Consider the following 23,516-nt stretch of genomic DNA (forward strand, 5'->3'; position numbering starts at 1 on the left):
AGTGAATAGTGAATAGTGAATAGCGAATAGTGAATAGTGCCTGCCGAAGCTTTTGCGAAGGCGGGAAACCCGAAACCCGAAACCCGAAACTCGAAACTCGAAACGCGAAACTTGCTCCGTTATGTTATCCGTTGAAGGCATTACCGTTTGGGTAGAGGAAGGACTGAACCGGGTCTTTCCGGCTGCGGTGGCTTTGGTATTGGAGTTCGCGATTGTCGGCTTGCTGATGATCGGGCTCTTCGCCGTGCTGGGGTTGGTATTGGTATTCATGGAGCGGAAAGTTTCGGCCTATATGCAGGTGCGGGTCGGGCCCAATCGGGTGGGGTATCGAGGAAGTCTGCAGACCCTGGCCGACACCTTGAAATTGCTGGTGAAGGAAGGCCTGACGCCGGACGGTGCAGATAAATTCCTCTTCAACTTCGCGCCTTTCCTGGTGATGATCGCTTCGATGTTGCTGATGGCGCCGATCGCCTTCGCCCGCAACGTGCAGATCTGGGACCTCAACATCGGTGTTTTGTATGTGACTGCAGTTTCGTCGATCGGGGTGATCGGGATCCTGATGGCCGGCTGGTCCAGCAACAATAAATACTCCCTGCTGGGCGCAATGCGCAGCGGGGCACAGATCGTCAGCTATGAACTTTCAGCCGGTCTGGCGATCCTCACGATCGTGGTGCTGACCGGTAGTCTGCGTATTTCCGACATCATTGCCAGCCAGGCCGACGGCTGGTGGATCTTCAAAGGGCATATCCCGGCGATCATCGCGTTTGTGATCTTCATCATCGCCGTGACAGCGGAAACCAATCGCGCTCCCTTCGACCTGGCGGAGGCGGAGTCGGAGCTGACGGCCGGATTCCATACCGAGTATTCGGGAATGAAGTTCGCGCTCTTTTTCCTCGCGGAATACGTGAATATCTTCATTGTCTGCGCGATCGGCGCTACGCTCTTTCTGGGCGGCTGGATGCCGTTTCATATCGGACATTGGGATGCCTTCAACCGAATCATGGATTACATTCCGTCGAGCCTCTGGTTCACGGGAAAGACCTTCTTCCTCATCTTCCTCATCATGTGGTTCCGCTGGACCTTCCCTCGTCTCCGGATCGATCAGCTATTGAACCTGGAGTGGAAGTACCTGTTGCCGATCAGCTTGTTCAATTTGCTGTTGGTGACATTGGTGGCGATTTTGGGGGTGGTATTTTTAGGGGGGAGTGAACAGTGAACAGTGAACAGTGAACAGTGAATAGTGAATAGCGAATAGCGAATAGTAAAAAGTGAACAGTGAACAGTAAACAGTAAAAAGTGAATCTTGCCCGCCGAAGCTTTAGCGTAGGCGGGAGTGAATAGTGAATAGTGAATAGCGAATAGCGAATAGCGAATAGCGAATAGCGAATAGCGAATATATTAGATAGACCATACAAGATAGTCATTGTTGAGTTGAGTTTGGAATTGGCAAGCCGGAAGTAAGAAGCAGAAAACCTTTCAAATCAAAACGCAAGCGGACTGCCTGAAATATTCTTAGTATAGACAGGAAACTCGAAACACGAAACCCGGAACCCACAATGTCCTTTCTCGTCAACTATATACGCACGGTTTTTTCTTCGGTGGTTTCGCTGCTGAAGGGCATGCGCAGGACGGGTTATTATTTTACGCATCATAAGGAGATTATCACGCAGTCGTATCCGGACAACCGGCACGAACTGATCTTGCCCGAGCGTTTTCGCGGCGAGGTCGTGATGACGCACAGTGAGCAGAATGAACACCGTTGTACGGGATGTACCGCCTGTGAGCTGGCTTGTCCGAACGGGACGATCAAGATCGTGACCAAGTTCGAGGTAAACGCGGAGGGCAAGAAGAAGAAAGCGCTGGACACCTTTGTCTATCACCTTGAATTGTGTACCATGTGTAACCTGTGCATTGAAGCTTGTCCTACGAATGCGATCAAAATGGCGCAGTCGTTCGAACACAGCGTGTATGATCGCCGGGAACTTACCAAGAAATTGAACCGTCCGGGTTCCAAACTGATGGAGGGCGTGGAATGAGCGTATCGGCATTTGTTTTTTATGCCCTTGCCGTCCTGGTGCTGACCGGCGCTGTGCTCTCGGTGACCAGCAGGCAGATCTTCCGTTCGGCGATCTTCCTGTTGTTTTCCCTGATGGGTGTTGCCGGGTTGTATTTCTGGATAGGTCAGGAATTTCTCGCAGCCGTCCAGATCATCGTCTATGTCGGCGGCATCGTGGTGTTGATCATTTTCTCGATCTTTCTCACCCAGCAAGCCGGGACGACCCTGCCGTGTTGCGGACGTCGCCGGATGTTGTTTTCGGGCCTTGCAACGGCAGCGGGTGCCGGCTTTGTCTTGTGCCAGTTGTTGCGTTTCATGCCGACCGGGCAAGCCGGTTCGGGTATGAACGACGACATGGCTGCGATCGGATCTCAGATGCTGAATACCGGGGCGTCCGGATATGCCTTGCCGTTTGAAGTCATCAGTATTCTCCTGCTTGCCGCTATGGTAGGTTGTATCGTCATAGCCCTGAAACCGACCACCGAAGCACCATGAACGAGATCGGTATCTATCATTTCCTCGTCCTGAGCACGCTCTTGTTCTTCATCGGCGTCTACGGTTTCCTGACGCGCCGGAATCTGGTGACGATCCTCATGTCGGTGGAGTTGATCCTCAATGCCGTAAACATCAACTTCGTCGCCTTCAACCATTACCTCTGGCCGGGGAAGCTGGATGGTTTGTTTTATGCCTTGTTCATCATCGCGATCGCGGCAGCCGAAGCGGCAGTGGCGATCGCGATCATCATTAACTTATACCGGCAATATCGTTCCATCGATGTGGACGATGCCACCGGATTACGTAACTGACATCGACCAACCGCATGAGTCTTACCGCGCAATTACTCCTCATCCTGCTGTTGCCCTTCGCCGGAATCGTCATTTCCGGTTTGATGGGACGGAGAATGCCGGCGGCGATCGGCGGGTGGATGAGCACTTTGTTCGTAGCCGTTTCCTGTTTGCTGGCATTTCAGGTGGCATCGGGTTATTTCTTTGTTAATGGAAAGTCGGGCGAAGCCTTTACTGCCCAACTGCCCTTCAGCCTCGATTGGCTGAACCTCGGCAATTCCGGATGGATCCGGTTGATCCTTTATCTGGACCCGATCTCCGCGATGATGCTGGTGGTCGTCACCTTGGTGTCGTTGATGGTGCACCTGTTCAGCATCGGCTATTTGAAAGGGGAGAACCGGTACGCGACCTATTTCGGTTATCTGGGCTTGTTCACCTTCTCGATGCTCGGATTGGTGCTCTCCGGGAATATCTTTCAGATCTACATCTTCTGGGAGCTGGTTGGTGTGTCCTCCTTCCTGTTGATCGGATTCTACTACGATCGCCCGAGCGCGGTCGCGGCTGCCAAGAAGGCGTTCATTGTTACCCGATTCGCCGATCTGGGATTCCTGATCGGTATTCTGGTGCTGGCTTATCATGCCGGCACCTATGATTTCCGCGAGTTGATCGCGCGGCTGACGGATACCTCGTCGCCTTACCTGTCCTCTGCTATTACGGCCTCCTTCCTAGGCTTGTCAGCCTTGACCTGGGGGCTCTTACTGGTGTTTATGGGCGGAGCCGGTAAATCCGCCATGTTTCCGTTGCACATCTGGCTTCCGGATGCGATGGAAGGTCCCACGCCGGTCAGCGCCCTGATCCATGCCGCCACCATGGTCGTGGCCGGTGTTTTTCTGGTCGCGCGCTTATTCCCGGTGTTTGCCATCTCTTGTCCGGCCGCCTTGGAAGTTGTTGCCTGGACCGGTGCCCTGTCCTCCTTGTTCGCCGCGGTTGTAGCCTGTACACAGACCGACATCAAGCGCGTCCTGGCTTACTCGACCATGTCGCAGATCGGCTATATGTTGTTCTCGCTGGGCGTATCGGGTTATGGTGGGGAAGAAGGCGCCGGTTTCGTTGCTTCGCAATTCCACTTGTTTACGCATGCGCTCTTCAAGGCCTTGCTCTTCCTGGTAGCCGGTGTAGTGATCCATGCGGTTCATACCAATGAGATGAGCGGAATGGGCGGACTTCGAAAGGCCATGCCCTTTGCCAATGCAGCGTTCCTGATCGGCTGTCTGGCCATTGCCGGTATTCCTCCTTTTTCAGGATTCTTCAGTAAGGAAGCCATCCTGCACGCCGCGCATGCTACGCATCCTGCCATTTATTGGCTGGGATTAGGAACAGCGGGCTTGACAGCTTTCTACATGTTCAGGTTATACTATAGGATATTCTGGAATCGGCCTGCCGATCCTCACCTGCATCCGCATGGCGGAGGAGTGACGGAGTATTTACCATTGGTCATTCTGGCTGCCGGCGCTGTATTCGCCGGGTTGATACCCATTGGCGAATATGTCAGTTCCGACGGACGTGTGTTTGCATTGCATACCGATTGGGCGTTTTCGGTATTGCCGCTCACATTATCCATTGGCGGAATTCTGATTGCCACCTGGATGTATCTGAAGCAGAACGAACGGTCGGACCGTGCTGCCGCGTTCTTTGCAGGCTTCTATCGCGCCGCGCGGAGTAAGTTCTTCCTCGATGAACTCTACGGGTTCGTGACGAAGAAGATCATCTTTCAGTTCATCGGAGCTCCCGCAGCCTGGATTGATCGCTCGATCGTTGACGGGGCGGTCAATACCATGGGTGTTGCCGCGGAGACCGGCTCCGAATCGCTCAGTGAATTGCAGAACGGACGGCTTCAGACGTATGGAGCCTGGATGGTTGCCGGTGTGTTCGTGTTGTTGCTCATCACCTTCTATTACCTGAAATAAGACCCGCAGATGAATCTCTTGTTGTTGCTGATCGTTCCGCTCATCGCTTCACTTGCGGTCCTCTTTACCCGAACAGGGTCACAGGCACGCGCCGTGGCAGTTGCCGGGAGTCTGTTTCAGTTGATTCTTTCCGGGATCCTGCTGGCAGCTTATCTCGACCCAGCCGCAGGACCTGCCGACGGGACGTTCCGCTTTCAGCAGTCCTTCGATTGGTTTCCCGCATTCGGAATTCGTTTTTCGGTCGGCGTGGATGGTATCGGGATCGCGATGATCCTGCTGACTGCGGTTGTGGTTTTGGCCGGCAGCCTGGTTTCCGTGAATATCAAGGAACGGCCGAAGGAATTTTTCTTTCTCCTGATGCTGCTGAGCGCCGGGGCTTATGGATTTTTCATCGCAACCGATCTGTTCCTGTTGTTCTTCTTCCTGGAGATGGCCGTGGTTCCTAAGTATCTGTTGATCGGCATCTGGGGGAGCGGACGGAAAGAATACAGCGCCAATAAATTGGTGTTGCTGCTCATGGGCGGTTCTGCGCTGGTGTTTGTCGGCCTGCTGGGAGTAGCCTATGCGTCGGGCAATCTTGCTCCGTCCTTTGACTGGATGAATGCCGCTGCATTGCGGATGCCGCTGGACAAGCAGTTGTTTTTCTTTCCGTTCCTCTTCGTGGGCTTTGGCGTTTTTACGGCCTTGTTTCCGTTCCATACCTGGGTGCCGGACGGACACTCATCGGCGCCTACGGCCGCATCCATGTTTCTCGCCGGGATCTCCATGAAGCTGGGTGGCTATGGATGTTTGCGGGTGGCGGCTTACCTGATGCCGGAAGCCGCGCGGATTTACTCTCCTTACATCGTCATACTCGCCACGATCGCCATCCTGTATGGAGCGTTCGCTACGCTCATGCAGAAGGACCTGAAGTACATCAACGCGTATTCGTCGGTCAGCCATTGTGGATTCGTGTTGTTGGGAATCGGCATGTTGACTCCGACGGCCATCCGGGGAGCAGTGTTGCAAATGGTGTCGCACGGCCTGATGACGGCACTCTTCTTCGCCGCGATCGGGATGTTGTATGAACGCACCCATACACGAAAGGTCGAAGAACTGGGCGGCCTGATGAAGGCGATGCCGTTCGTGGGCACCTTGTTCTTTCTTGCCGGCTTGTGTTCTCTTGGATTGCCGGGACTGAGCGGATTCGTGGCGGAGATGACCGTGTTTGCGGGATCCTGGGAACGACCCGATACCTTCTATCGCATCGCGACAGTCCTGAGTTGTATGTCGATTGTTGTTACCGCCGTTTACATCCTGCGTGCCATTGGTTCATCGATCATGGGTCCGTTGAAGAAGGCGGATTATGCTGAGCTTTCGGATGCCGGATCTTCCGAGCGCTTTGCCGCTGTTTTGCTGATGGCAGGAATACTGATCGTCGGTTTGGCGCCGTTCTGGTTGAACGACCTCATTGGACCCGCCACAACGATCATCACCGAGCAGTTGGGGCGCTGGATGTGACAGGAGTTGCGAGGCGCGGGAGTTGATATTGCGCGTATGTATCAGGGAGAAGTTCAAGGAACCTTGAACGTTAAACTGAGGAGTTGTTAGTTCATCTGATAAAATGGGAGCTGATCCCGGAATTGAACGAACGTAAATGAACGAGCTATTGGCCATCATGAAGCAGGAGCTGCTCTTAACAGGCACGCTGCTGTTGGTACTGGTGCTGAAACTGGCCGGAATGCCGTCGTCCAACAACAAGTGGAACGGCTGGATGCAGTTTTTACTCTTGGCAAACCTTATCGGAGGCTGGATCGGGAATGTTTCCGGCAATCTGTTCGGCGACATGTATGTCACCGACCCCTCGCTGGTTTTGCAGAAAAATCTCCTCTTGCTCGCTACGTTGGTGATCGTTTCACTTTCAACCACCTGGTTGGAGCGCCACCGTCACTTACCGGAATTTTATCTCTTGTTGTTGTCGACCCTGTTGGGCATGTTCTGGATGATCTCCAGCCGGAACCTGTTGATGTTTTATCTGTCGCTCGAATTGGCAACGATTCCGCTGGCTGCTATGGTAAATTTCGATCTGGGTAAACGAATTTCGTCCGAGGCTGCAATGAAAATGGTGCTGTCTTCGGCGCTGGCGTCCGGACTACTGTTGTTTGGCGTCAGCTTGATCTACGGGGCTACGGGCACATTGTCGATCAGTGAGGCTTATCAGGGTGGAGCATCAGAGCCGATCCTGACAATGGGATTCCTGTTTTTCCTTTCCGGTTTCTTCTTTAAACTTTCGGTGGTGCCGTTCCAGTTTTGGACGCCGGATGTCTATGAAGGAGCGCCGATTCCTGTGACGGCCTACCTCTCCGTGGTATCGAAAGGTGCAATGGTCTTCGTGTTGGGTAGTCAATTGAATACTGCCTTTCAGTCGTTCTCACCGGTTTGGTACGAGCTGATCACCTGGGGAGCGATCCTGACCATGACGGTCGGTAACCTGATGGCCATCCGACAGGACCAGCTCAAGCGATTTCTTGCTTTCTCCTCGATGGCGCAGGTTGGTTATCTGCTGATCGGTGTGAGTGCCAGTTCCGCTGCCGGCGATGCTTCCGTTCTTTACTTCTTGCTGGTCTACCTGTTTTCAAATCTCGCCGCTTTCGGAGTGCTGGGATTGGTTTCCGGTTCGACTGGTTGCGAGCGGATCTCGGATCTGCGCGGATTTTCCCGTACGCATCCTTTCCTGGCCTGGTCGCTGGCGATCGCGTTGTTTTCCCTGGCAGGTATCCCGCCCACGGCTGGTTTCTTTGGCAAGTTCTTTCTCTTGACGGCCGGTGCCGCCAAGGGGAACTACCTCATCATTACCCTGGCATCGCTTAACATGATCGTGTCGCTCTATTATTACCTGCGGGTCGTACGCGCGATGTTCATGGAACGTACTGATCGGCCGTTGGGTGCAATTGCCTCTCCCGGCAGTTCCCATTTGGCATTGGCCATCTGTCTGCTGATGATTCTCCTGGCTGGCGTTGCCAGTCCGGTTTACAACTACTTCTATCACGCCGCGAACGGCATCTGATCCAACCTGCGATGGCGATTAACCAGAACCACCCCTTTGAAGAACTGGACGGCATCCGTTGCGCGATCGTTGAAAAGGCGGTCAGCCCGGAGCGTCTGAGCTTTCTCCGACCGCTCCTGGAGTACAATGGTTACGAAGTCAAAGTGGTGGCCAGTCCACCCCCGAAGGCGGCTGCTGCTCCAGCCGAAGGTGACGCTCCGGCGCAATCGGTACCTGAAACGTTTACCGTGGGCGTTACGGACGTGGCCTTCAACGTCACCAACGCGATCTTTGGACGCTTATTGGCTACGCCAGAGGGCCGGGTGGTCACGATGGATTACTGGAAGCAACGTACGCCGGTGTCCGACGACAGCACCCCGTATTTTCAAGGGAAGTGATACCGGCTTAGGCTTGGGTGCCGGTCTTTTTACAGCGTTCAGCTTTTTCACCCATGTAGTAACCAAGTCCGAGTAGGAGCGGGGGCAAAAAATTGATCAGCAGTTGGTGTAATCGGGTTGTCTGGGCTAAGAGGATGTGATGCGCATCCAGGGTCCAGTGTTCTTCCAACAGCGTCAGCAAGGTGCCGCAGAGAACAAAGAGACCGCCTGTAAGAAGGCCGGCCATTCCCCATCGCATTGAAGTAGACAAGTTCATAGTGATCCGTACTGGTTCGGAACGCTCAATGAACCGGTTTACGGACTACCGAACGTACACATGGGTAGACCATGGCGGCTTCGGTATCCTGTTCATCGAGTTTGGAACCGATAACGATGACCCGGGGCATGAAATTGCATTCCCGGATGAAATTTTGAAGCTCCTTCAGGAGTTCGATCCCGCCCCGATCGGGCAGGTCCAGGTCGATCACGATGAGGTCCGGAAGCTGTTTTCGCTCCCGGGAAGTTGATTTCAGGAAAATCAGGGACTCTTCGAGTCCAAAGCAGGAATGAACGTGACATACGCTAGCAGCAGGATCGATCATGGAATGGATGAGTTGATCGTCCATTCCGCTTTCGCGGACGATGAGCAGCGATTTGGTCATTTCCTTCAGGACGCTTGCGCCCGCCGGGCCCATGGTTGTGCCAATGCAATCAAATCCTCTTGCTGCAGGGGCTTGTTCAGGTATTGATCGACCACAGGATTATCATATGCTCGCTCTATATCCCTGGGATTCGTAGATGAGGAAAGTACCACCAGCCGTATATGCGAGCGAAGTTCTTCCGGCAGCGACTGGTAAATCTCCAAGAACTCGAATCCATCCATGCCGGGCATATTGATGTCCAGGAAAATGAACGCCGGTGGTTCAGCCTTGTCCAGAAATGTTTCCAGCAAAATGGTAAATCCCTCTTCGCCCGATGCCGCGCAAACTACCTGGTCTGCAAACCGACATTGCTCCATGATCTTGGAGGTGATGAATCGGTCGATCTCGGAATCGTCGATGATGAGCGCTTTATAATAGCCCATTGGTTGTAGTTGGGTGAGAAGTTTATAAAATCGTTAGTTCAGATGGGCGCGGATCGCTTCCAGCAGTAAGTTGACATCTCCGCTTTTATCGATGAATTCGTTCGCTCCGAAACGCTGACACATCGTCCGAAAGTTGTCGTAGGCGTAATTCGTATAGATCACTACCGGCAGATCGGGCTGCTGCTTTCGCAGGGTCAGCAACGCCATTACGCCATTGACGGGACGCATGCGGATATCCATGATCACGAGCGAAGGCTGGTGGGTGCGGACCTTTGAAATGGCTTCGTCGCCGTCATTGGCCATGTAAATGCCATCAAGCGGGAATAGGCTATGGAGCAGGTCGCTCAATGAATTCCGTACTATTTCGGAATCGTCAACGATCAGCACCGATTTGTTTGAGAGGGGGGCTTCGGTCATGCTACAAATAAACAGGTAGCAGCCGGTATCCGGCAATCGGTTAATCCGCCTATAATGGGTCGTAAGTTCTCTGAAAAGTTGTAGTGAATGTACTACAAGCGGGAACGTGTAAGAGCTTAGCCTATGCCGTGCTCGTCCGAGAACCGAACCAATTCCGCATTGCTGCTAAAGCCCAGCTTTTCCAGCAATCGGGCCCGGTAGGTGCTGACCGTATTGATGCTGACCGACAATTCGGAGGCGATCTCCTTGAGCGATTTTCCCTTACCGATACCCCGCAGGACTTCCAGTTCGCGGTCAGACAGCGCATGCAAAGGTGTTTCGGCTGGTTCGTTTCCACCCAGTTTGTTGGCCAGTCGATCCGCCAGGTTGTCGGAGAGAAAGCGTTTTCCCTTGAGCAGCGTACGCACGGCCCGGATCAGTTCGTCACTGGCGCTATCCTTCGTGAGGTATCCGGAGGCGCCCGCTTTCAACACGCGCAAGGCATACACGTCTTCCGGATGGATGCTCAATACGAGGATCGGTACGCCGGGCAACAGCATCCTTGCCTGTTGGATCATTTCCAGCGGTGGTTTCCCCGGCATGTTCAGGTCGGTGATGAGCAGACTGGGATGAAATTCCCGAATGGTTTGCAGGAGTTCCGTGGCATCGGCCACTTCCCGGATGTGGGATTCGGGAAATTCGTCGCGTAGGATCTGGGTCAGGCCCTTTCGCACCACCAGGTGGTCGTCGGCAATCAGGAAGCTTGGAGGTGCATTCATGCGACGAGGGGAGTTGACAGGGGGACGTCGACTTCGATGACTGTACCCTTGCCGGGAGAACTACGAATGACCAAATGTCCGCCAAGAGCGATTGCGCGTTCTTTCATGCCTATCAAGCCAAGTGTTTCGCTCTTACGATCCGTTTCAAAGCCATCGCCGTCGTCCCGAATGGTCAGAAATAAATTCGCTTCTGAAGAAGTAAGCTGAATGATTACAGAACGAGCATTGGAATGTCGTATCACGTTCGTGAGGGATTCCTGAAGTATTCTGAAAAGATTGCTGTTCACCGCGTCAGTCAGGGCAGGGAACGGGCCTTCAAAGCTGAATGTAGCCTGGATGCCTGTGCGTGTGTGAAACTCTTCGCAGTAGTGTTCGATTGCTGGAATCAATCCGAGATCGTCCAACAGTAAAGGTCTTAATTCCGCGGAGATATTCCGTACGGTTCGTACGGTGTCGTCGAGATGGCGGTTGATCTCCAGTATTTTGTCGTTGAGAACCGGATCGGTCCCGTTCATTTTTTTTCGGATCCAGTTGAGGTCGAGTTTAAGACCTGTCAGTTGTTGTCCCAACTGATCGTGTATGTCTCGGGCTATGCGCGTTCGCTCTTCTTCACGGACTTGCTCCAGGTAATTGGTCAGTTTCCGGAGTTCATCGCGTGAAGCACGCAATTGGTTGGCATGTTCGATTTCCTGGGTGATATCCTGGCCTACCAGGATCGCCATCTTACTACCTTGTTCGTCGGGTTGGACCATCGCTACCCGCACCAGCAGGTGGCAGGAGTGCTCTTCCTTTTTCCAGCTCACCAACTGTTCGTTGGGGGCGCCATCCTGCAGCACTTTCCGGATGACCGCATCGAGTTGCTGTTGGATGATGAACGGGATCTGCGGCTTTTCGGGAGAGGGGATACCCAGGATGAACGCGCCGGCGGGGTTGATATACGTGAGTTGCTGGTGCTCGTTGAATTGGGCGATGAGGTTACGGGAATTTTCGACCAATACACGAAAGCGCTGTTCGCTTCGGTGGAGTTCTTCCATTACCCGTTTTTCGACTGTGACATCCCGGAAGAAGACCGACAAGCCATTGGCAGACGGATGGATTCGGTACTGAAACCAGGATCCGGCAGGATCATAGTAGGCTTCCAGTTCGACCGGGCGCTGCCTGAGCAGGGCTTCCTCGCAGCCCTGGACGAATTCACCGGAATATTTCATCGGAATTAGGTCCCAGAAATTCCGCTGAAGCGCGGAAGCTTTTTCCAGTTTCAGCAGAACAGCGCCATTGTCGCTGATAAAGGTGATGTTCCACTTCGAATCGACCGCCAGAAAACCGTCCGTCACCCGCTCGAAGATCTCCCGTATTTCCCGGGTCTTTTCTGCGACCTGGCCGGCCAGGTTGCTGTTGATCTGCTGGAGTTCTTCTTCGAGTTCCTTGATGCGGGTAATGTCCTTCGTATGGGCGACGTACCCGACTTTGATCCCTTCGTCGTCCAACAACACGTTGGTGGAGGAGATGACCCGGATGGGAATGCCATCCTGACGAAGATGGATCTGTTCGCCTTCCCAGTGGCTGGAAGTTTTGAGATGTTGACTGATTGCTAATAATTCTTCCTGGCTCATGACCGGGCGAACCACATCCAGGAACCGTTTGTTGACCGCATCTTGTTCAGGAATCCTGTACATCATTTCCGCGCCTTTGTTCCAACTGAGAATGCGGCTATCCGTTCCTACGGAGAAAATCGCTTCCTGCGACTGGTCCACCATCGCGGCGAAGTGAGCAGCTTCCCGCCCCAGTCGGATTCTACGCTTTTCTTCGAGGTAGAGAAAGTAGAGCAAAAGCCCGATCAATGAAAAGCCGATGACGCCGGATAAGAGGTAATCGTTCCTTGTTCTTGCCGCGGCCTCCGAGCTCCGCGTATTGGCTACCTGCAACTGATATCGCCCGGAACTTTCGAGTGATGAAATTACCGTCCGGATTTTTTCCATCAGGTCCTTGCCATAGCCGGAACTGACACGCTGAAACGCCTCGTCCTGTTTCCCGTCATGAACCAGTTGAATGACAACCTTTCCATGTTCTATTTTCTTCTGTACCAGGGAGTCCAGGTTATGGATGTCGGAAGCTTCAGCAGCGCTGATCCCTTCCTGGTTTGTCAGGCTGCGTAATTTGGTGATGTCAAGCGGGATCTCCCTTGTATGCCGGTCAATCGGTTCCAGGTAGTCGGAATCGCGTGTGATTACGTATCCCCGATAACCTGTTTCGAAATCCTGCATGTCATCGTAAATGTTCTCATAAACGATCATGCGATCCAGGACCAACTTTACCCGTTGTGCCGTTTCATCGGTTAAGCGCGAGTGGCGGATACTGGAGGTTACGAAGTAGCCAATGGTGAGTAAAAAGACAATAACCATCAGCAGGTATTTGAATCCCGGCTTCTTCATATTGAAAGTAAATCTAAAAGTAGGAAATTACTCAGAAAAGGTGATCCCAATACGGAATCAGTTCACTGGATTCCCGGCGATGGCTCCCAGGATCGAAGGTATCTTGTCAAACTCCTTCGATTTGTCTAAAAAATGATCAGCACCGGCATCCAGGCAATGTGACCTCCATTCTTCTTCGGAATGATTGGTCAGGATGATCACGGTGGTCTGCGGAAGGTTTTGTTTGATCTCTTTGAGCGTTTCAATCCCCGAGCGTCCGGGCATTCGGATATCCAATATCACAACGGACGGCTGCATGAAATTCGTAACGACCAGTGCTTCATCACCGTTGCGCGCATGACCGATACCGCTGACATAATCCAAGTCCAGCACCATGTTGCGCAGGCGTCTGACAATGTCGTCGGAATCATCAGCTATGAGAACTTTCAATTTCATCAAACCGGGAAAGCGAATTCCCTCTTAAAGAAACGAAAAACAGCATGTCAGGTTCCATCCTATGTAAGAATCAGAAAAACGGATGAATGCTTGTGGTTTTTTGTACTACAAGCAGGTGCCCACTTTTGGGGGTATACCACCAGAAAAATGTTGATTGTTTAGACGAGCCGGTGACTGATCGCGTAGTGCATGAGCGCAGCGGTACTATCCACTTTCAACTTTTCAAGAATCCGGGTCCGGTAGGTGCTGACCGTATTGATACTCAAATTCAGGTTGTCGGCGATTGTTGTAAGGTTTTTACCGCTTGACAACAGGATCATCACCTGGAATTCCCGTTCGGACAATAGTTCGTGGGCCGGTTGTTCTTTTTCCCGCTCGATGGAAGCGCTCAGGGAACGCCGCATACTTTCCGTCAGAAAGCGGTTTCCGGCCAGGATGGTCTTGACCGCTACGATCAGGTCATTGGGGGCCGTTTCCTTCGGCAGATATCCACAGGCGCCGGCACGAAGCGCCTTGCTGGCATACAATTCTTCCGGGTGAATGGACAGGATCAGGATCGGAGTTTGTATGCCTTGCGATACAATGGCTTTGACCAACTCAATACCGGATTTGTCGGGCAGACTGACGTCGCTGATGATGACGTCCCATTCTTCACCAGTGGCGGCTAGTTGACCATCATGAAAACTTCCGGCTTCGCCGTAGCGGGCGTCCGGCCATTCTTCGGTCAGGATTTGCCGGAGGCCTTTGCGGACAATCGCGTGGTCGTCAATCAGCAGTATACGCATCGAGTTGGTGAATAGGTTGGTCGACCGTTCCCATCGGGCAGGCTAAAGGCAAACTCAGGCGAAGTTCCGTTCCGAACCCGGGTCGGGAAGTAAGGTCCAGTTTCGCGTTCAGCGCACGTGCGCGTTCGCGCATTCCTAGCAACCCAAGGCCATGGAGGGCCGGATCTTCGTCGAAGCCGATTCCATTGTCACGAACCGTGATCATCCAGCAATCGTCGGCAGTATGAACATCGATTTCAATGTAGCTGGCTTTGGCGTGACGCAGGATGTTGGTGAGGCTCTCCTGTACAATGCGAAAGATCGCCGTATTGGTTTCGGGGTCGAAATCGTAATCCGTACCGTCGCTGATCACGCGAATGGGAATCTTGGCGTGACTGCTCATCTCCTTGCAATGCCATTGGATGGCGGAAAGCAAGCCAAGGTCATCCAATATGCCGGGCCGTAAGCTGGAGCTGATCCGTCGAATGGTGGCAATGGTCGTGTCGGCAAGCGCGATCATGCCGTTCAAGGTGACCCTTGATTCATCCCGGGTGGCTTTTCGGAGGAGGAGTGCAAGGTCCATTTTCATGACCGTCATCTGTTGGCCGATCTCATCGTGTAATTCGCGGGCGATCTTTGTACGTTCTTCCTCCCGGATATTTTCAAGATGCTGGTTGAGTTTTCGGAATTCGTCGCGGGAACGCTTTAGTTCTTCTTCAGCGGCAACACGGGCACTGATGTCGTAAGCCAGTACCAGTCTGTATTCCTTACCATTTCGATGAATGGTTTCGGAGAACATCTCCACCTGGATGGGCGTACGGTCCTTGCGTTGGTGTATGCAAGTGCCTTCAAATCGCTTGCCCTCGCTGATCGCTTGTAAATGTTCGCGAACGGATTGCTGATCATGGCTCTGCACCATGTCGAGTGCGGAGATGCCGATCAATTGCTCCTTGTCATAGCCATATTGTCGGCATGCAGCCATGTTCGCGTCGACCACCTGAAGGTTGGTCAGTTCGAAAATGTAGAGTGGCAGCGGGCTGTTTTCGAAGAACAAGCGGTACTTTTCTTCCGATTCCTGCAGTAATTGTTGTGCACGAAGTCGTTCCGTACTGTTTTCAATCAGCAGTGTTATCCCGGATTCGGTCGGGTAAGCCCGACACATGTAACTTGTGACGGATTCAGAGCATTTTAATTCGAAGGTCTCCGGTTGTTTTGATAGCAGTACTCGTTGAAGGAATTCTATCCAGACGGACGCATTCGGTATCGATGTGGACTTGGTCAGGTAATGTCCGAGAAAATCCCCAGGTTGCCCTTCAAGCAACTCGGCAGCTTTCATGTTGAGGAATTTGACACGTAACTGGTGGTCCAAGGCGATAAATGCATCAGAGATTCCGGTAACAAGCTGTTTGAACTCTTCCGTGTTTTCCCTGACTTTCTGTTCCAGGGAAATGTTGAAATCCATAAGCTGCTCTTCGAAGCGCTTACGAAGCGAGATGTCCTGAAAAACCGAAACGGCACCGATTATCTCGCCCCTCTCATTCATCAAGGGAGAAATTGAATAAAGTACATTGATCTTTTCCCCGGCTTTATTATGATGGGTTCGTTCTCCTATCAAACGTTTGTTCGAAAGTAGGGCTGTGATCATCGCCTCCAGCTCAGTCGCAGAAAATGGTTTGTCGAGCCCCACGAGATCGTTGACCTTTATTCCCAGCGCTTCCGATTCCTGATAACCATACATGCGTTCCGCCCCTTTGTTCCAACTGGTCACCCGGGTCTCGAGGTCTACCGATATGATCGCATCATTGCATTCCTCCAGTAGCTTGGACTGGAAGCGGACCTTTTCCAGATTGTGGCGGCCTTCCGTTATCTCGACCGTATTGACTTTGTGCAGCCATTGACCGTTAGCGGCCTTTTCCGATGTAGCGTTGGTGCGAACCCAGTACGTGGATCCATCGTTGTTCACGAGTGGGACACTGATATCGCTCAACTTGCCGGTTTTGTTCAATTGTTCGAACAAGGATCGGGCTTTCTCGTGGTAGTCGGGATGAATGAGATCGAAGATATTCAGTCGTTGCACCACTTGCTCCCGTGCTTTCCCCAGGCGGTTCAATTCAGTGGCATTGATCTGGAGAATCAGCCCTTTCTCATCGAATACCAGGTATCCGCAAGGTGAGTTTTCGTACAGTTCGATATTTTGTTCACGTGCTGATTTCAACCGTTGTTCCGCGGCCACTTTTTTTCTGACCGTATTTCGGATGACTCCGGTCAAGATGATTACGAGCAAGGTGATGAGGCCGGAGAACGCCAGGATTCGATTCTTGGTGCCTTTTTCTTCCCGTATCAATTCCGCACGGGATGTGGCGAGTTCAGAATTTGCAGTTCGTTCGAGGTAATTCAACAAGGAACGGAGAAAGACCAGGTCCCCATCGAGTGTCGCTTTTATAGCCGGCTTGTTTTCGTCTACATGATCAGGGTTTTCGTGAATACGGGTTAGGTATCTTCTGGTCGCTGATTCCAGCTCCTGGATGACATCGGTCGCGGCGAGGTTGGCAGCTTCATTGTTCTTGAGTTCCCGGATCGTGTTGTTGACCATTTGATCAACTGAGTCCAGTGGGAATGGGTCTTTCCTGTGGCTGTCAAGGGTGGTCCTTGAATTGTACGACTCCAGTTGGTTAAAGCAGCTTTGAAGTCTGAAAACCAATTGTTCGCTTCGGACAGCCCGGTTTGATTTGTCCGTCTGAAATAAGATGGATTCGGCCCCATAATAAAAGTTGATCAGGGCGAGCAAGGTCCCGCCACAGACGATAACGACGATCGCGATCAAGGCGTTATTAACATTCCAGGCTCTCAAAACATTGATTTTTTGGGGTTACAGGCTTAAATGTAGATATTTTCCTGACGAAAGTCACCTTCATTCTTCGGATACGGTCAGGCTATTCATATGGGTTGAATGCTACTTTTGGATCGTAATCAAAACGCACAACTATGTCAAATTTCCTTGATCGAGCCTGTAGCATCCCATGCCGGTGGATGTTCTTTGTAGGTCTGCTCCTGTCACTTGGAGCGCTTCAGGCCTGTTCCGGCGGAGAAACAAAAGAGAGTACTGCTTCCGAGAGTACCGAAGCCGCCTCAAATGGTAACCTGATGGCTGATGCCGAGAATATGAAGGACGACGGCAAGGGAATCGGACCCGTTACCAGTGTAGAAGTTGGGGCTGCCGTCGATGCTGCCATGGCATCGGAAGGGGAGAAGCTCTTCGAAGCGAAGTGTACAGCCTGCCATAAGGTAACCGATGAGAAATACGTCGGTCCTGGTTTGAAAGGCGTGACGCAGCGCCGCAAGCCGGAATGGATCATGAACATGATCCTGAACCCGACCGAGATGACGCAGAAGGATCCGACAGCCAAGGAGTTGCTTGCCACTCACCTGACACAGATGACGAACCAGAACGTCACACAGGAAGATGCCAGGAAGATGCTTGAATATCTTCGTAAGATCGACGGCTGATCCCCACCCAGGATCGATCGTTCCATTCATTCACCCACACAAATTCATCAGGAGGATAACCATGAAATTCAATCGTTGGCCGGTCGTATTGCCGGCACTGTTCGCCCTCGCGCTCATGAGCTGCGGCGGGCCAAAAGAGAAAAAATCTGTCGCAGCCGGTGACGCGCCTTCAAAGGTGTATGTCGCTCCGGGTAAACTCGATGAATATTACGAGTTCATGTCGGGCGGTTTCAGCGGGCAGGTCGGTGTTTACGGACTGCCATCCTGCCGTCTGTTGAAAGTGATTCCGGTATTTGCCGTGAATGCTGAGAACGGCTACGGTTTCACCGAGGAAAGCAAGGCGATGTTGAATTCGACCCACGGATTCGTTCCCTGGGATGATTCGCATCACCCGGAATTGTCGAAGACCAATGGTGAGACCGACGGTCGCTGGCTCTTTATCAATTCCAACAACACCCCGCGTGTTGCCCGCATCGACCTCTCGACCTTCCGCACGGTGGAAATGCTCGAGATCCCCAACAGCGGCGGTAACCACGCCTCCCCATTCGCTACGGAGAACACCGAGTATGTAGTCGCCGCTACGCGCTTCTCGGTTCCGATCACTGGGAACAAGGACGTGCCGATCAGCACCTATAAGGAAAACTTTCAGGGTTCAATTTCCTTCATCAAGGTGGCGCCGGAGGGCGATATGAGTATCGCTTTCCAGATTCTCATGCCTGGTTTCGACTTTGATCTCAGTCACTGTGGACGCGGACCATCCGAGGGTTGGTTCTTCTTCTCCTGCTACAATACGGAAAGAGCACACACCCTCCTGGAAGCCAATGCCAGCCAGAACGACAAGGATTTCATGGTTGCGCTGAACTGGAAAAAAGCTGAAGAATATGCAAAGGCTGGTAAGGGTAAAGAGATGAACTCGGCCTATTATCATAACAAGCTTGACGAAAAGACGCATACGGTTAAATCCGAGATCCTGAACAAGACGATCATGCTCGATCCGAAAGAGTGTACGGATATGGTTTACCTCATGCCGTGCCCGAAATCCCCGCACGGAGCTGACGTGGATCCGAGTGGAGAATACATCGTCGGTGGTGGCAAACTTGCCACGGTTATCCCGGTCTTCGCATTCTCCAAGATCCAGAAGGCGATCGCCAACAAGGCTTACGCCGGTGAAGTGGATGGTATCCCGGTCCTGAAGTACGAGGAAGTGATCGGCGGAGAAGTCCAGAAGCCCGGCCTTGGTCCGTTGCATACTGAATTCGACGGAAAAGGATTTGCCTATACTTCTCACTTCGTATCTTCCGAAGTGGTGAAATGGAAACTCGGCACATGGGAAGTGGTTGATCGCATTCCGACTTACTATTCCATCGGTCACCTTTCAATTCCCGGTGGCGATACCAAGTCGCCTTCTCCGAAGTACCTCATTGCCATGAACAAGATCACCAAGGATCGTTACCTGCTTACGGGTCCGGAATTGAACCAAAGCGCACAGCTGATCGACCTCACGGGAGATAAGATGAAGATCCTCTACGATTTCCCGACGGTAGGCGAACCGCACTATGCCCAGGGTATCGAAGCCGATAAGGTGATGAAGCACCAGGTCAAGGTGTTCAAGCTGGAAGACAATCAGCATCCGTATGTCGCGAAGAGCGAGAAAGAGTCGCGCGTCGAGCGTAAAGGGAAGGCGGTCCATGTTTATATGACCTCCATTCGTTCCCACTTCGCTCCGGATAACATCGAAGGTGTATTTGTCGGCGATACGGTCTATTTCCACGTAACCAACCTCGAACAGGATTGGGATACGCCGCACGGATTCGCCATCAAGGGTTCGACCTCTTCCGAGTCGCTCATCATGCCGGGCGAGACGCAAACCATCAAGTTCGTAGCGAAGACGCCTGATATCTATCCGTATTACTGTACGGACTTCTGTTCCGCATTGCACCAGGAAATGCAGGGTTATCTCCGGGTATCCTCCCCTGGTTCCAACGTACCCCTCACTTATTCCACCGGCAAATAAGGAGAGAGAGGGCGACGAGGGGGGAAGCGATTCCCCCCTCTTGCTTTTCGGCCGGTTGTTAAATGAAATTCCTATCATAGTGCTCCCGTAAAATGAAAAAGCTAAGTGTCATCACCCTCCTGCTTGCCTGTCTCCTGATGGTTCCGGCTTTGTTCCTGCCGCTGTGGGATATCTTCCTCGATGCGCCTCAGTATCCGGAAGGCCTTCACATGGAAATCTGGCTGAGCAAACTCGGCGGGGATGTCTCGACCATCAGCGGATTGAACCACTACATTGGTATGAAAGAGATCAGTGAAGAGATGTTCCCGGAATTTTCTTTCATGCGCCAACTCGTTATCGGGGTCATCGTCTCCGGCGTTTTGGTGGCATTGTTGAAGAAGCGGCCGGTATTCTTCATCTGGTTTGTTCTGTTCCTGGGAATAGCGGCTGTCGGCATCTACGATTTCTGGCAATGGGAGTATGATTACGGACACAATCTCAGCCCTACCGCTGCCATTAAGATTCCCGGCATGACCTATCAGCCTCCGTTGATCGGCTGCAAGCAGCTCCTCAATTTCAATGCTTGCTCCTTCCCGGCTACGGGTGGATTGCTGATCATGTCGGCGGGTACGCTTTGCTTCCTGGTGTTTCTCTTTGAAATCTTCTATAACAAGTCAGGCAAAGTCTCCGTTGCGATGCGACCGCAGGCTGCGCCTTTGAATTAGTCAAATCCCCTCCCCATGCGCCGGTATTATTTACGTTCATTTTCCATCCTGTTGTGGCTGTCCATAGCCCTCTCCGGATGTTCCTATGATCCCGTCCCCATCAATTATGGGAAGGACGTTTGCGATAATTGCCGTATGCAGATCGAAGATCGTGGCTACGGCGCCGAGATCGTTTCGCCCAAGGGGAAAATATATCGATTCGACTCGGGCGAATGCCTGCTCCAGTTCCTGCCCGGACAACCGTTTCCGGCTGACCAGGCGCGGCACCTGCTTGTGACTGATCGCAGTGCTCCGGGGAATCTGGTGGATGCCCGCTCGGCTTACTACCTGATCAGCCAGCAACTGCCAAGTCCGATGGGTGCTGGTCTGAGCGCTTTCCGTTCACAGGACAGTCTCCGGGCTTTTCATAGCCGTTACGACGGCGAAATGCTGGATTGGAAGGAAGTGTATCTTCGTTTCACTAAGCGATAAACGTTTCGTGCCGGTACGTTTTATCATACTGACGGTCCTGCTGTCGTGGGCTCTCCCGGGACGCTGCGCGATTGTTCGCGTCGTGCCGGGGGGCACCTGTCCGACGATCGCAGCAGGTGTCGCTCGTGCAATAGCAGGTGACACCTTGCTGGTCGGGTCCGGCCGGTACGCGGAAGGGGAGGTGGTTGTCAACAAACGGTTGACCATTCTCGGCCAAGCGGGAGCGATACTGGATGGCGAATCGAAAACAGGCTTGTTGGTGTTACGCGCTCCGGGTATTCATGTTTCCGGACTTCATTTCCGTAATGTCGGTCGAAGTGACCTGAAGGAGCTCTCGGCTATCCGGGTAGAGAACACCGTGTCGGCCACTCTTGAAAACAATACGATCGAGAACGGGTTCTTCGGGATCTACCTGGCCAACGCGTCCTACTGCACAGTTCGGAATAACCGGATCTATGGTCAGGCACGTACGGAATCCGGTTCCGGAAACGGGATCCATGTTTGGAAATCGCACCATGTTTTCATTGACAATAATATCATCGACCGCCATCGGGACGGGATCTACTTTGAATTTGTGACGGACAGCAAAGTGTACCGCAACCTGAGTACCCATCACCTGCGGTACGGAATCCACTTCATGTTTTCCGACCACGATGGTTACTTCTACAATACGTTCCGGCAAAACGGTTCAGGTGTCGCTGTCATGTATTCCCACCACGTCGATATGCGCCATAATGATTTCTCGGACAATTGGGGCGGTGCCGCGTACGGCTTGTTGCTAAAGGAGATCTCCCACAGCAGCCTCCTCGACAACCGGTTTTATGGCAACACCACCGGGCTTTACCTGGAAGGCTCCAGCGACCTGGTCGCCGAACGGAATTTCTTTAGCAGGAACGGTTGGGCATTGCGTATACTGGGAGATTGCTTCGAGGATACGGTTCGCGCGAATACCTTTCAGTCGAACTCGTTCGATGTCGCCACGAATGCAGAACGTAATATGAACTACTTCCATGGTAACTACTGGGACAAGTACCGCGGTTATGATCTCGACAAGAACGGGGTAGGAGATGTACCGTATCATCCGGTTAGCCTGTTCTCCCGGATCGCCGAACAGGCACCCTACGCGCTCATGTTGTTGCATAGCTTCCTGCTGGATATTTTCGAGCAGGCGGAAAAGATTGTTCCGACCATTACGCCGGCCGCGTTCAACGACGCCAACCCGGTCTTGCACCCCACTGTCCATGATTGAAATCCGAGAGCTGAAAAAGTCGTTCGGTTCCCTGCAGGTACTGCGGTCCCTGAACCTTGATCTCCAGGCCGGTCAGATCGTTTGCCTGATCGGTCCCAACGGCTCGGGGAAGACGACCTTGATCAAATGTCTGCTCGGGCATGTATTACCGGACAGTGGTTCCATCCGCGTGGCGGGTGAACAACTTGTTGCGGGATCCTGGAGTTACCGGGAACGTATCGGCTACATGCCCCAGATCGGGCGGTATCCGGAGCAGATGCGGATCCGCCAGGTGTTCAGCATGATGCGGGATATTCGGAATGTCAGCACTTCATCCGACGAGGAGTTGTATCTGCGATTCGGGCTCGAGGCTTTGCAGGAGAAACGCATGGGGAACCTCTCGGGCGGTACCCGCCAGAAGGTCAGTGCGGCCCTGGCATTTCTCTTCCGACCGGACCTGGTCGTGCTCGATGAACCTACGGCCGGTTTGGATCCCGTATCTTCTGAAATCCTGAAAGATAAACTCAGGACGGAGCGGGAGCGCGGGACATTGACCTTGATCACCTCCCATAACATGAGTGAAGTGGAAGAACTCGCCGACCGTGTCGTTTTCCTTGTTGATGGCAACTTGCGCTTTTCCCATACGGTAAGAGAGATCCGGGAACTAACGGGCGAACAACGCCTTGGGAAAGCTCTCGCGTTGTTGATGGAAGGAGGTCGACCGTGATGAAAGTGATGAAGTATGTAATCTACGACGTTCTGCGCAGCAAGATGGTCGTTGCGTACGCGGCGCTCATGCTCTTGTTGTGCGGCGCGATCTATTCTTTCAGTGATGATTCCGCGCAGGCCGTGGTGAGTCTGCTGCACCTGGTGCTTTTTGTCGTCCCATTGATCAGCATTGTGTTCGGGACTATCCATTTCTACAATTCGCGGGAGTTCATTGAGCTCTTACTCGCTCAGCCGATCAGGAGGAACGCGATCTTCCTGGGGCACTACGCGGGCTTATCCATTTCGCTAGCCGGGGCACTCGGACTCGGTTTGGGATTGCCTGTCATGCTCCTGGACCCCAGTTTGCCATCGTTCCTGTTGTTATCGGTAGCGGTGCTGGAGACGTTCATTTTTACCGGCCTGGCATTCCTGGCTTCTGTTCGCTCACGCGATAAAGCACGCGGGATCGGGTTGGCCCTGATGCTTTGGTTTTACTTTTCCATCCTCTACGACGGGTTGATCCTGCTGGTACTTTTTTATTTTTCGGACTATCCGTTGGAAAAACCCGTGCTTGCGCTGACCGCGCTGAATCCGGTGGACCTTTCGCGTATCCTCGTATTACTCAAGCTCGACACCTCGGCCTTGATGGGTTATACCGGTGCCCTGTATCAGAAATTCTTCGGCTCCTTGCTGGGGGTAGCCTGGTCGTTCGGCTTGCTGATCTTGTGGTGGATAGTGCCGCTGGGCTTCGCCTTGCGTGCATTCAAGAGGAAGGACCTCTGAG

General features: G+C 52.8%; 24 protein-coding genes. 15 read left to right on the top strand and 9 right to left on the bottom strand.

Annotated elements, in window-relative coordinates:
• Positions 1–121 precede the first annotated feature (121 nt).
• The 8 genes from nuoH to IPJ96_05650 all read left to right on the top strand — a co-directional run bounded on the left by nuoH (position 122) and on the right by IPJ96_05650 (position 8,231).
• Entirely contained in the window at positions 122–1,216 is a 1,095-nt protein-coding gene (nuoH, locus tag IPJ96_05615) for an NADH-quinone oxidoreductase subunit NuoH (protein MBK7909826.1), read from the top strand.
• Between the two features lie 340 nt (positions 1,217–1,556).
• Positions 1,557–2,036, top strand: a complete 480-nt coding sequence (locus IPJ96_05620) for a 4Fe-4S binding protein (GenBank protein ID MBK7909827.1) — start codon at positions 1,557–1,559, stop codon at positions 2,034–2,036.
• Positions 2,033–2,551, top strand: a complete 519-nt coding sequence (locus IPJ96_05625) for an NADH-quinone oxidoreductase subunit J (protein ID MBK7909828.1) — start codon at positions 2,033–2,035, stop codon at positions 2,549–2,551. The genes IPJ96_05620 and IPJ96_05625 overlap by 4 nt, the downstream gene beginning before the upstream one ends.
• Complete coding sequence (nuoK, locus tag IPJ96_05630) at positions 2,548–2,862, top strand: NADH-quinone oxidoreductase subunit NuoK (protein MBK7909829.1); 315 nt, start codon at positions 2,548–2,550, stop codon at positions 2,860–2,862. Before IPJ96_05625 ends, nuoK begins: the two co-directional genes overlap by 4 nt.
• A gap of 14 nt (positions 2,863–2,876) precedes the next feature.
• Positions 2,877–4,808 (top strand): NADH-quinone oxidoreductase subunit L, encoded by a 1,932-nt coding sequence (gene nuoL, locus IPJ96_05635; protein ID MBK7909830.1) that lies wholly within the window; start codon positions 2,877–2,879, stop codon positions 4,806–4,808.
• 9 nt (positions 4,809–4,817) lie between these two features.
• Positions 4,818–6,308 carry an NADH-quinone oxidoreductase subunit M gene (locus tag IPJ96_05640; protein MBK7909831.1) on the top strand — a complete coding sequence of 497 codons (1,491 nt, stop codon included), beginning with the start codon at positions 4,818–4,820 and terminating at the stop codon, positions 6,306–6,308.
• A 136-nt stretch (positions 6,309–6,444) separates the two neighbouring features.
• Positions 6,445–7,854: an NADH-quinone oxidoreductase subunit N gene (locus tag IPJ96_05645; protein ID MBK7909832.1), complete on the top strand. Its 1,410-nt coding sequence runs from the start codon at positions 6,445–6,447 to the stop codon at positions 7,852–7,854.
• Positions 7,855–7,865: 11 nt separating this feature from the next.
• Positions 7,866–8,231: a hypothetical protein gene (locus IPJ96_05650; GenBank protein ID MBK7909833.1), complete on the top strand. Its 366-nt coding sequence runs from the start codon at positions 7,866–7,868 to the stop codon at positions 8,229–8,231.
• A 7-nt stretch (positions 8,232–8,238) separates the two neighbouring features.
• Here IPJ96_05650 and IPJ96_05655 read toward each other — a convergent pair whose 3' ends face one another.
• The 9 genes from IPJ96_05655 to IPJ96_05695 form a co-directional block, all read right to left on the bottom strand.
• Positions 8,239–8,457, bottom strand: coding sequence for a hypothetical protein (locus IPJ96_05655; GenBank protein MBK7909834.1), 219 nt, complete (start codon positions 8,455–8,457; stop codon positions 8,239–8,241).
• Between the two features lie 55 nt (positions 8,458–8,512).
• A complete protein-coding gene (locus IPJ96_05660; protein MBK7909835.1) occupies positions 8,513–8,872 on the bottom strand; it encodes a response regulator in 360 nt (119 codons plus the stop codon).
• A gap of 5 nt (positions 8,873–8,877) precedes the next feature.
• Entirely contained in the window at positions 8,878–9,294 is a 417-nt protein-coding gene (locus IPJ96_05665; GenBank protein ID MBK7909836.1) for a response regulator, read from the bottom strand.
• 33 nt (positions 9,295–9,327) lie between these two features.
• Complete coding sequence (locus IPJ96_05670; protein ID MBK7909837.1) at positions 9,328–9,711, bottom strand: response regulator transcription factor; 384 nt, start codon at positions 9,709–9,711, stop codon at positions 9,328–9,330.
• A gap of 116 nt (positions 9,712–9,827) precedes the next feature.
• Complete coding sequence (locus tag IPJ96_05675; protein MBK7909838.1) at positions 9,828–10,469, bottom strand: response regulator transcription factor; 642 nt, start codon at positions 10,467–10,469, stop codon at positions 9,828–9,830.
• Positions 10,466–12,901 (bottom strand): PAS domain S-box protein, encoded by a 2,436-nt coding sequence (locus IPJ96_05680; protein ID MBK7909839.1) that lies wholly within the window; start codon positions 12,899–12,901, stop codon positions 10,466–10,468. The genes IPJ96_05675 and IPJ96_05680 overlap by 4 nt, the downstream gene beginning before the upstream one ends.
• A gap of 57 nt (positions 12,902–12,958) precedes the next feature.
• The gene (locus IPJ96_05685) at positions 12,959–13,336 is read right to left on the bottom strand and encodes a response regulator (protein ID MBK7909840.1); all 378 of its coding nucleotides are present in this window, start codon (positions 13,334–13,336) and stop codon (positions 12,959–12,961) included.
• A gap of 158 nt (positions 13,337–13,494) precedes the next feature.
• Positions 13,495–14,121, bottom strand: a complete 627-nt coding sequence (locus tag IPJ96_05690) for a response regulator transcription factor (GenBank protein MBK7909841.1) — start codon at positions 14,119–14,121, stop codon at positions 13,495–13,497.
• Positions 14,102–16,951 carry a PAS domain S-box protein gene (locus tag IPJ96_05695; protein MBK7909842.1) on the bottom strand — a complete coding sequence of 950 codons (2,850 nt, stop codon included), beginning with the start codon at positions 16,949–16,951 and terminating at the stop codon, positions 14,102–14,104. The genes IPJ96_05690 and IPJ96_05695 overlap by 20 nt, the downstream gene beginning before the upstream one ends.
• Before the next feature lie 179 nt (positions 16,952–17,130).
• Here IPJ96_05695 and IPJ96_05700 point away from each other — a divergent pair, with 179 nt between their 5' ends.
• The 7 genes from IPJ96_05700 (at position 17,131) to IPJ96_05730 (ending at position 23,515) form a co-directional block, all read left to right on the top strand.
• A complete protein-coding gene (locus tag IPJ96_05700; GenBank protein MBK7909843.1) occupies positions 17,131–17,607 on the top strand; it encodes a cytochrome c in 477 nt (158 codons plus the stop codon).
• A gap of 61 nt (positions 17,608–17,668) precedes the next feature.
• Entirely contained in the window at positions 17,669–19,621 is a 1,953-nt protein-coding gene (nosZ, locus tag IPJ96_05705) for a Sec-dependent nitrous-oxide reductase (GenBank protein ID MBK7909844.1), read from the top strand.
• 92 nt (positions 19,622–19,713) lie between these two features.
• Entirely contained in the window at positions 19,714–20,325 is a 612-nt protein-coding gene (locus tag IPJ96_05710; protein ID MBK7909845.1) for a hypothetical protein, read from the top strand.
• 15 nt (positions 20,326–20,340) lie between these two features.
• A complete protein-coding gene (locus IPJ96_05715; protein MBK7909846.1) occupies positions 20,341–20,796 on the top strand; it encodes a nitrous oxide reductase accessory protein NosL in 456 nt (151 codons plus the stop codon).
• Positions 20,797–20,803: 7 nt separating this feature from the next.
• Positions 20,804–22,045, top strand: coding sequence for a nitrous oxide reductase family maturation protein NosD (gene nosD, locus IPJ96_05720; GenBank protein MBK7909847.1), 1,242 nt, complete (start codon positions 20,804–20,806; stop codon positions 22,043–22,045).
• Positions 22,038–22,751, top strand: coding sequence for an ABC transporter ATP-binding protein (locus tag IPJ96_05725; GenBank protein ID MBK7909848.1), 714 nt, complete (start codon positions 22,038–22,040; stop codon positions 22,749–22,751). Before nosD ends, IPJ96_05725 begins: the two co-directional genes overlap by 8 nt.
• On the top strand, positions 22,748–23,515 hold the full coding sequence (locus IPJ96_05730) for an ABC transporter permease subunit (GenBank protein MBK7909849.1): 768 nt from the start codon (positions 22,748–22,750) through the stop codon (positions 23,513–23,515). The genes IPJ96_05725 and IPJ96_05730 overlap by 4 nt, the downstream gene beginning before the upstream one ends.
• Position 23,516: the final 1 nt, after the last annotated feature.

Source organism: Bacteroidota bacterium, from assembly GCA_016713765.1.
In the GTDB taxonomy this organism is placed as follows: domain Bacteria; phylum Bacteroidota; class Bacteroidia; order AKYH767-A; family 2013-40CM-41-45; genus Pollutiaquabacter; species Pollutiaquabacter aromativorans.

Coding starts and splice junctions, on each gene's coding strand:
- IPJ96_05680 (MBK7909839.1), bottom strand. CDS start 12,901: ATGAAGAAGCCGGGATTCAAATACCTGCTGATGGTTATTGTCTTTTTA.
- IPJ96_05715 (MBK7909846.1), top strand. CDS start 20,341: ATGCGCCGGTATTATTTACGTTCATTTTCCATCCTGTTGTGGCTGTCC.
- IPJ96_05700 (MBK7909843.1), top strand. CDS start 17,131: ATGTTCTTTGTAGGTCTGCTCCTGTCACTTGGAGCGCTTCAGGCCTGT.
- IPJ96_05675 (MBK7909838.1), bottom strand. CDS start 10,469: ATGAATGCACCTCCAAGCTTCCTGATTGCCGACGACCACCTGGTGGTG.
- nuoK (MBK7909829.1), top strand. CDS start 2,548: ATGAACGAGATCGGTATCTATCATTTCCTCGTCCTGAGCACGCTCTTG.
- IPJ96_05650 (MBK7909833.1), top strand. CDS start 7,866: ATGGCGATTAACCAGAACCACCCCTTTGAAGAACTGGACGGCATCCGT.
- IPJ96_05620 (MBK7909827.1), top strand. CDS start 1,557: ATGTCCTTTCTCGTCAACTATATACGCACGGTTTTTTCTTCGGTGGTT.
- IPJ96_05645 (MBK7909832.1), top strand. CDS start 6,445: ATGAACGAGCTATTGGCCATCATGAAGCAGGAGCTGCTCTTAACAGGC.
- IPJ96_05690 (MBK7909841.1), bottom strand. CDS start 14,121: ATGCGTATACTGCTGATTGACGACCACGCGATTGTCCGCAAAGGCCTC.
- IPJ96_05655 (MBK7909834.1), bottom strand. CDS start 8,457: ATGGCCGGCCTTCTTACAGGCGGTCTCTTTGTTCTCTGCGGCACCTTG.
- nosZ (MBK7909844.1), top strand. CDS start 17,669: ATGAAATTCAATCGTTGGCCGGTCGTATTGCCGGCACTGTTCGCCCTC.
- IPJ96_05710 (MBK7909845.1), top strand. CDS start 19,714: ATGAAAAAGCTAAGTGTCATCACCCTCCTGCTTGCCTGTCTCCTGATG.
- IPJ96_05640 (MBK7909831.1), top strand. CDS start 4,818: ATGAATCTCTTGTTGTTGCTGATCGTTCCGCTCATCGCTTCACTTGCG.
- IPJ96_05725 (MBK7909848.1), top strand. CDS start 22,038: ATGATTGAAATCCGAGAGCTGAAAAAGTCGTTCGGTTCCCTGCAGGTA.
- nuoL (MBK7909830.1), top strand. CDS start 2,877: ATGAGTCTTACCGCGCAATTACTCCTCATCCTGCTGTTGCCCTTCGCC.
- nuoH (MBK7909826.1), top strand. CDS start 122: ATGTTATCCGTTGAAGGCATTACCGTTTGGGTAGAGGAAGGACTGAAC.
- IPJ96_05670 (MBK7909837.1), bottom strand. CDS start 9,711: ATGACCGAAGCCCCCCTCTCAAACAAATCGGTGCTGATCGTTGACGAT.
- IPJ96_05665 (MBK7909836.1), bottom strand. CDS start 9,294: ATGGGCTATTATAAAGCGCTCATCATCGACGATTCCGAGATCGACCGA.
- IPJ96_05625 (MBK7909828.1), top strand. CDS start 2,033: ATGAGCGTATCGGCATTTGTTTTTTATGCCCTTGCCGTCCTGGTGCTG.
- IPJ96_05660 (MBK7909835.1), bottom strand. CDS start 8,872: ATGACCAAATCGCTGCTCATCGTCCGCGAAAGCGGAATGGACGATCAA.
- IPJ96_05685 (MBK7909840.1), bottom strand. CDS start 13,336: ATGAAATTGAAAGTTCTCATAGCTGATGATTCCGACGACATTGTCAGA.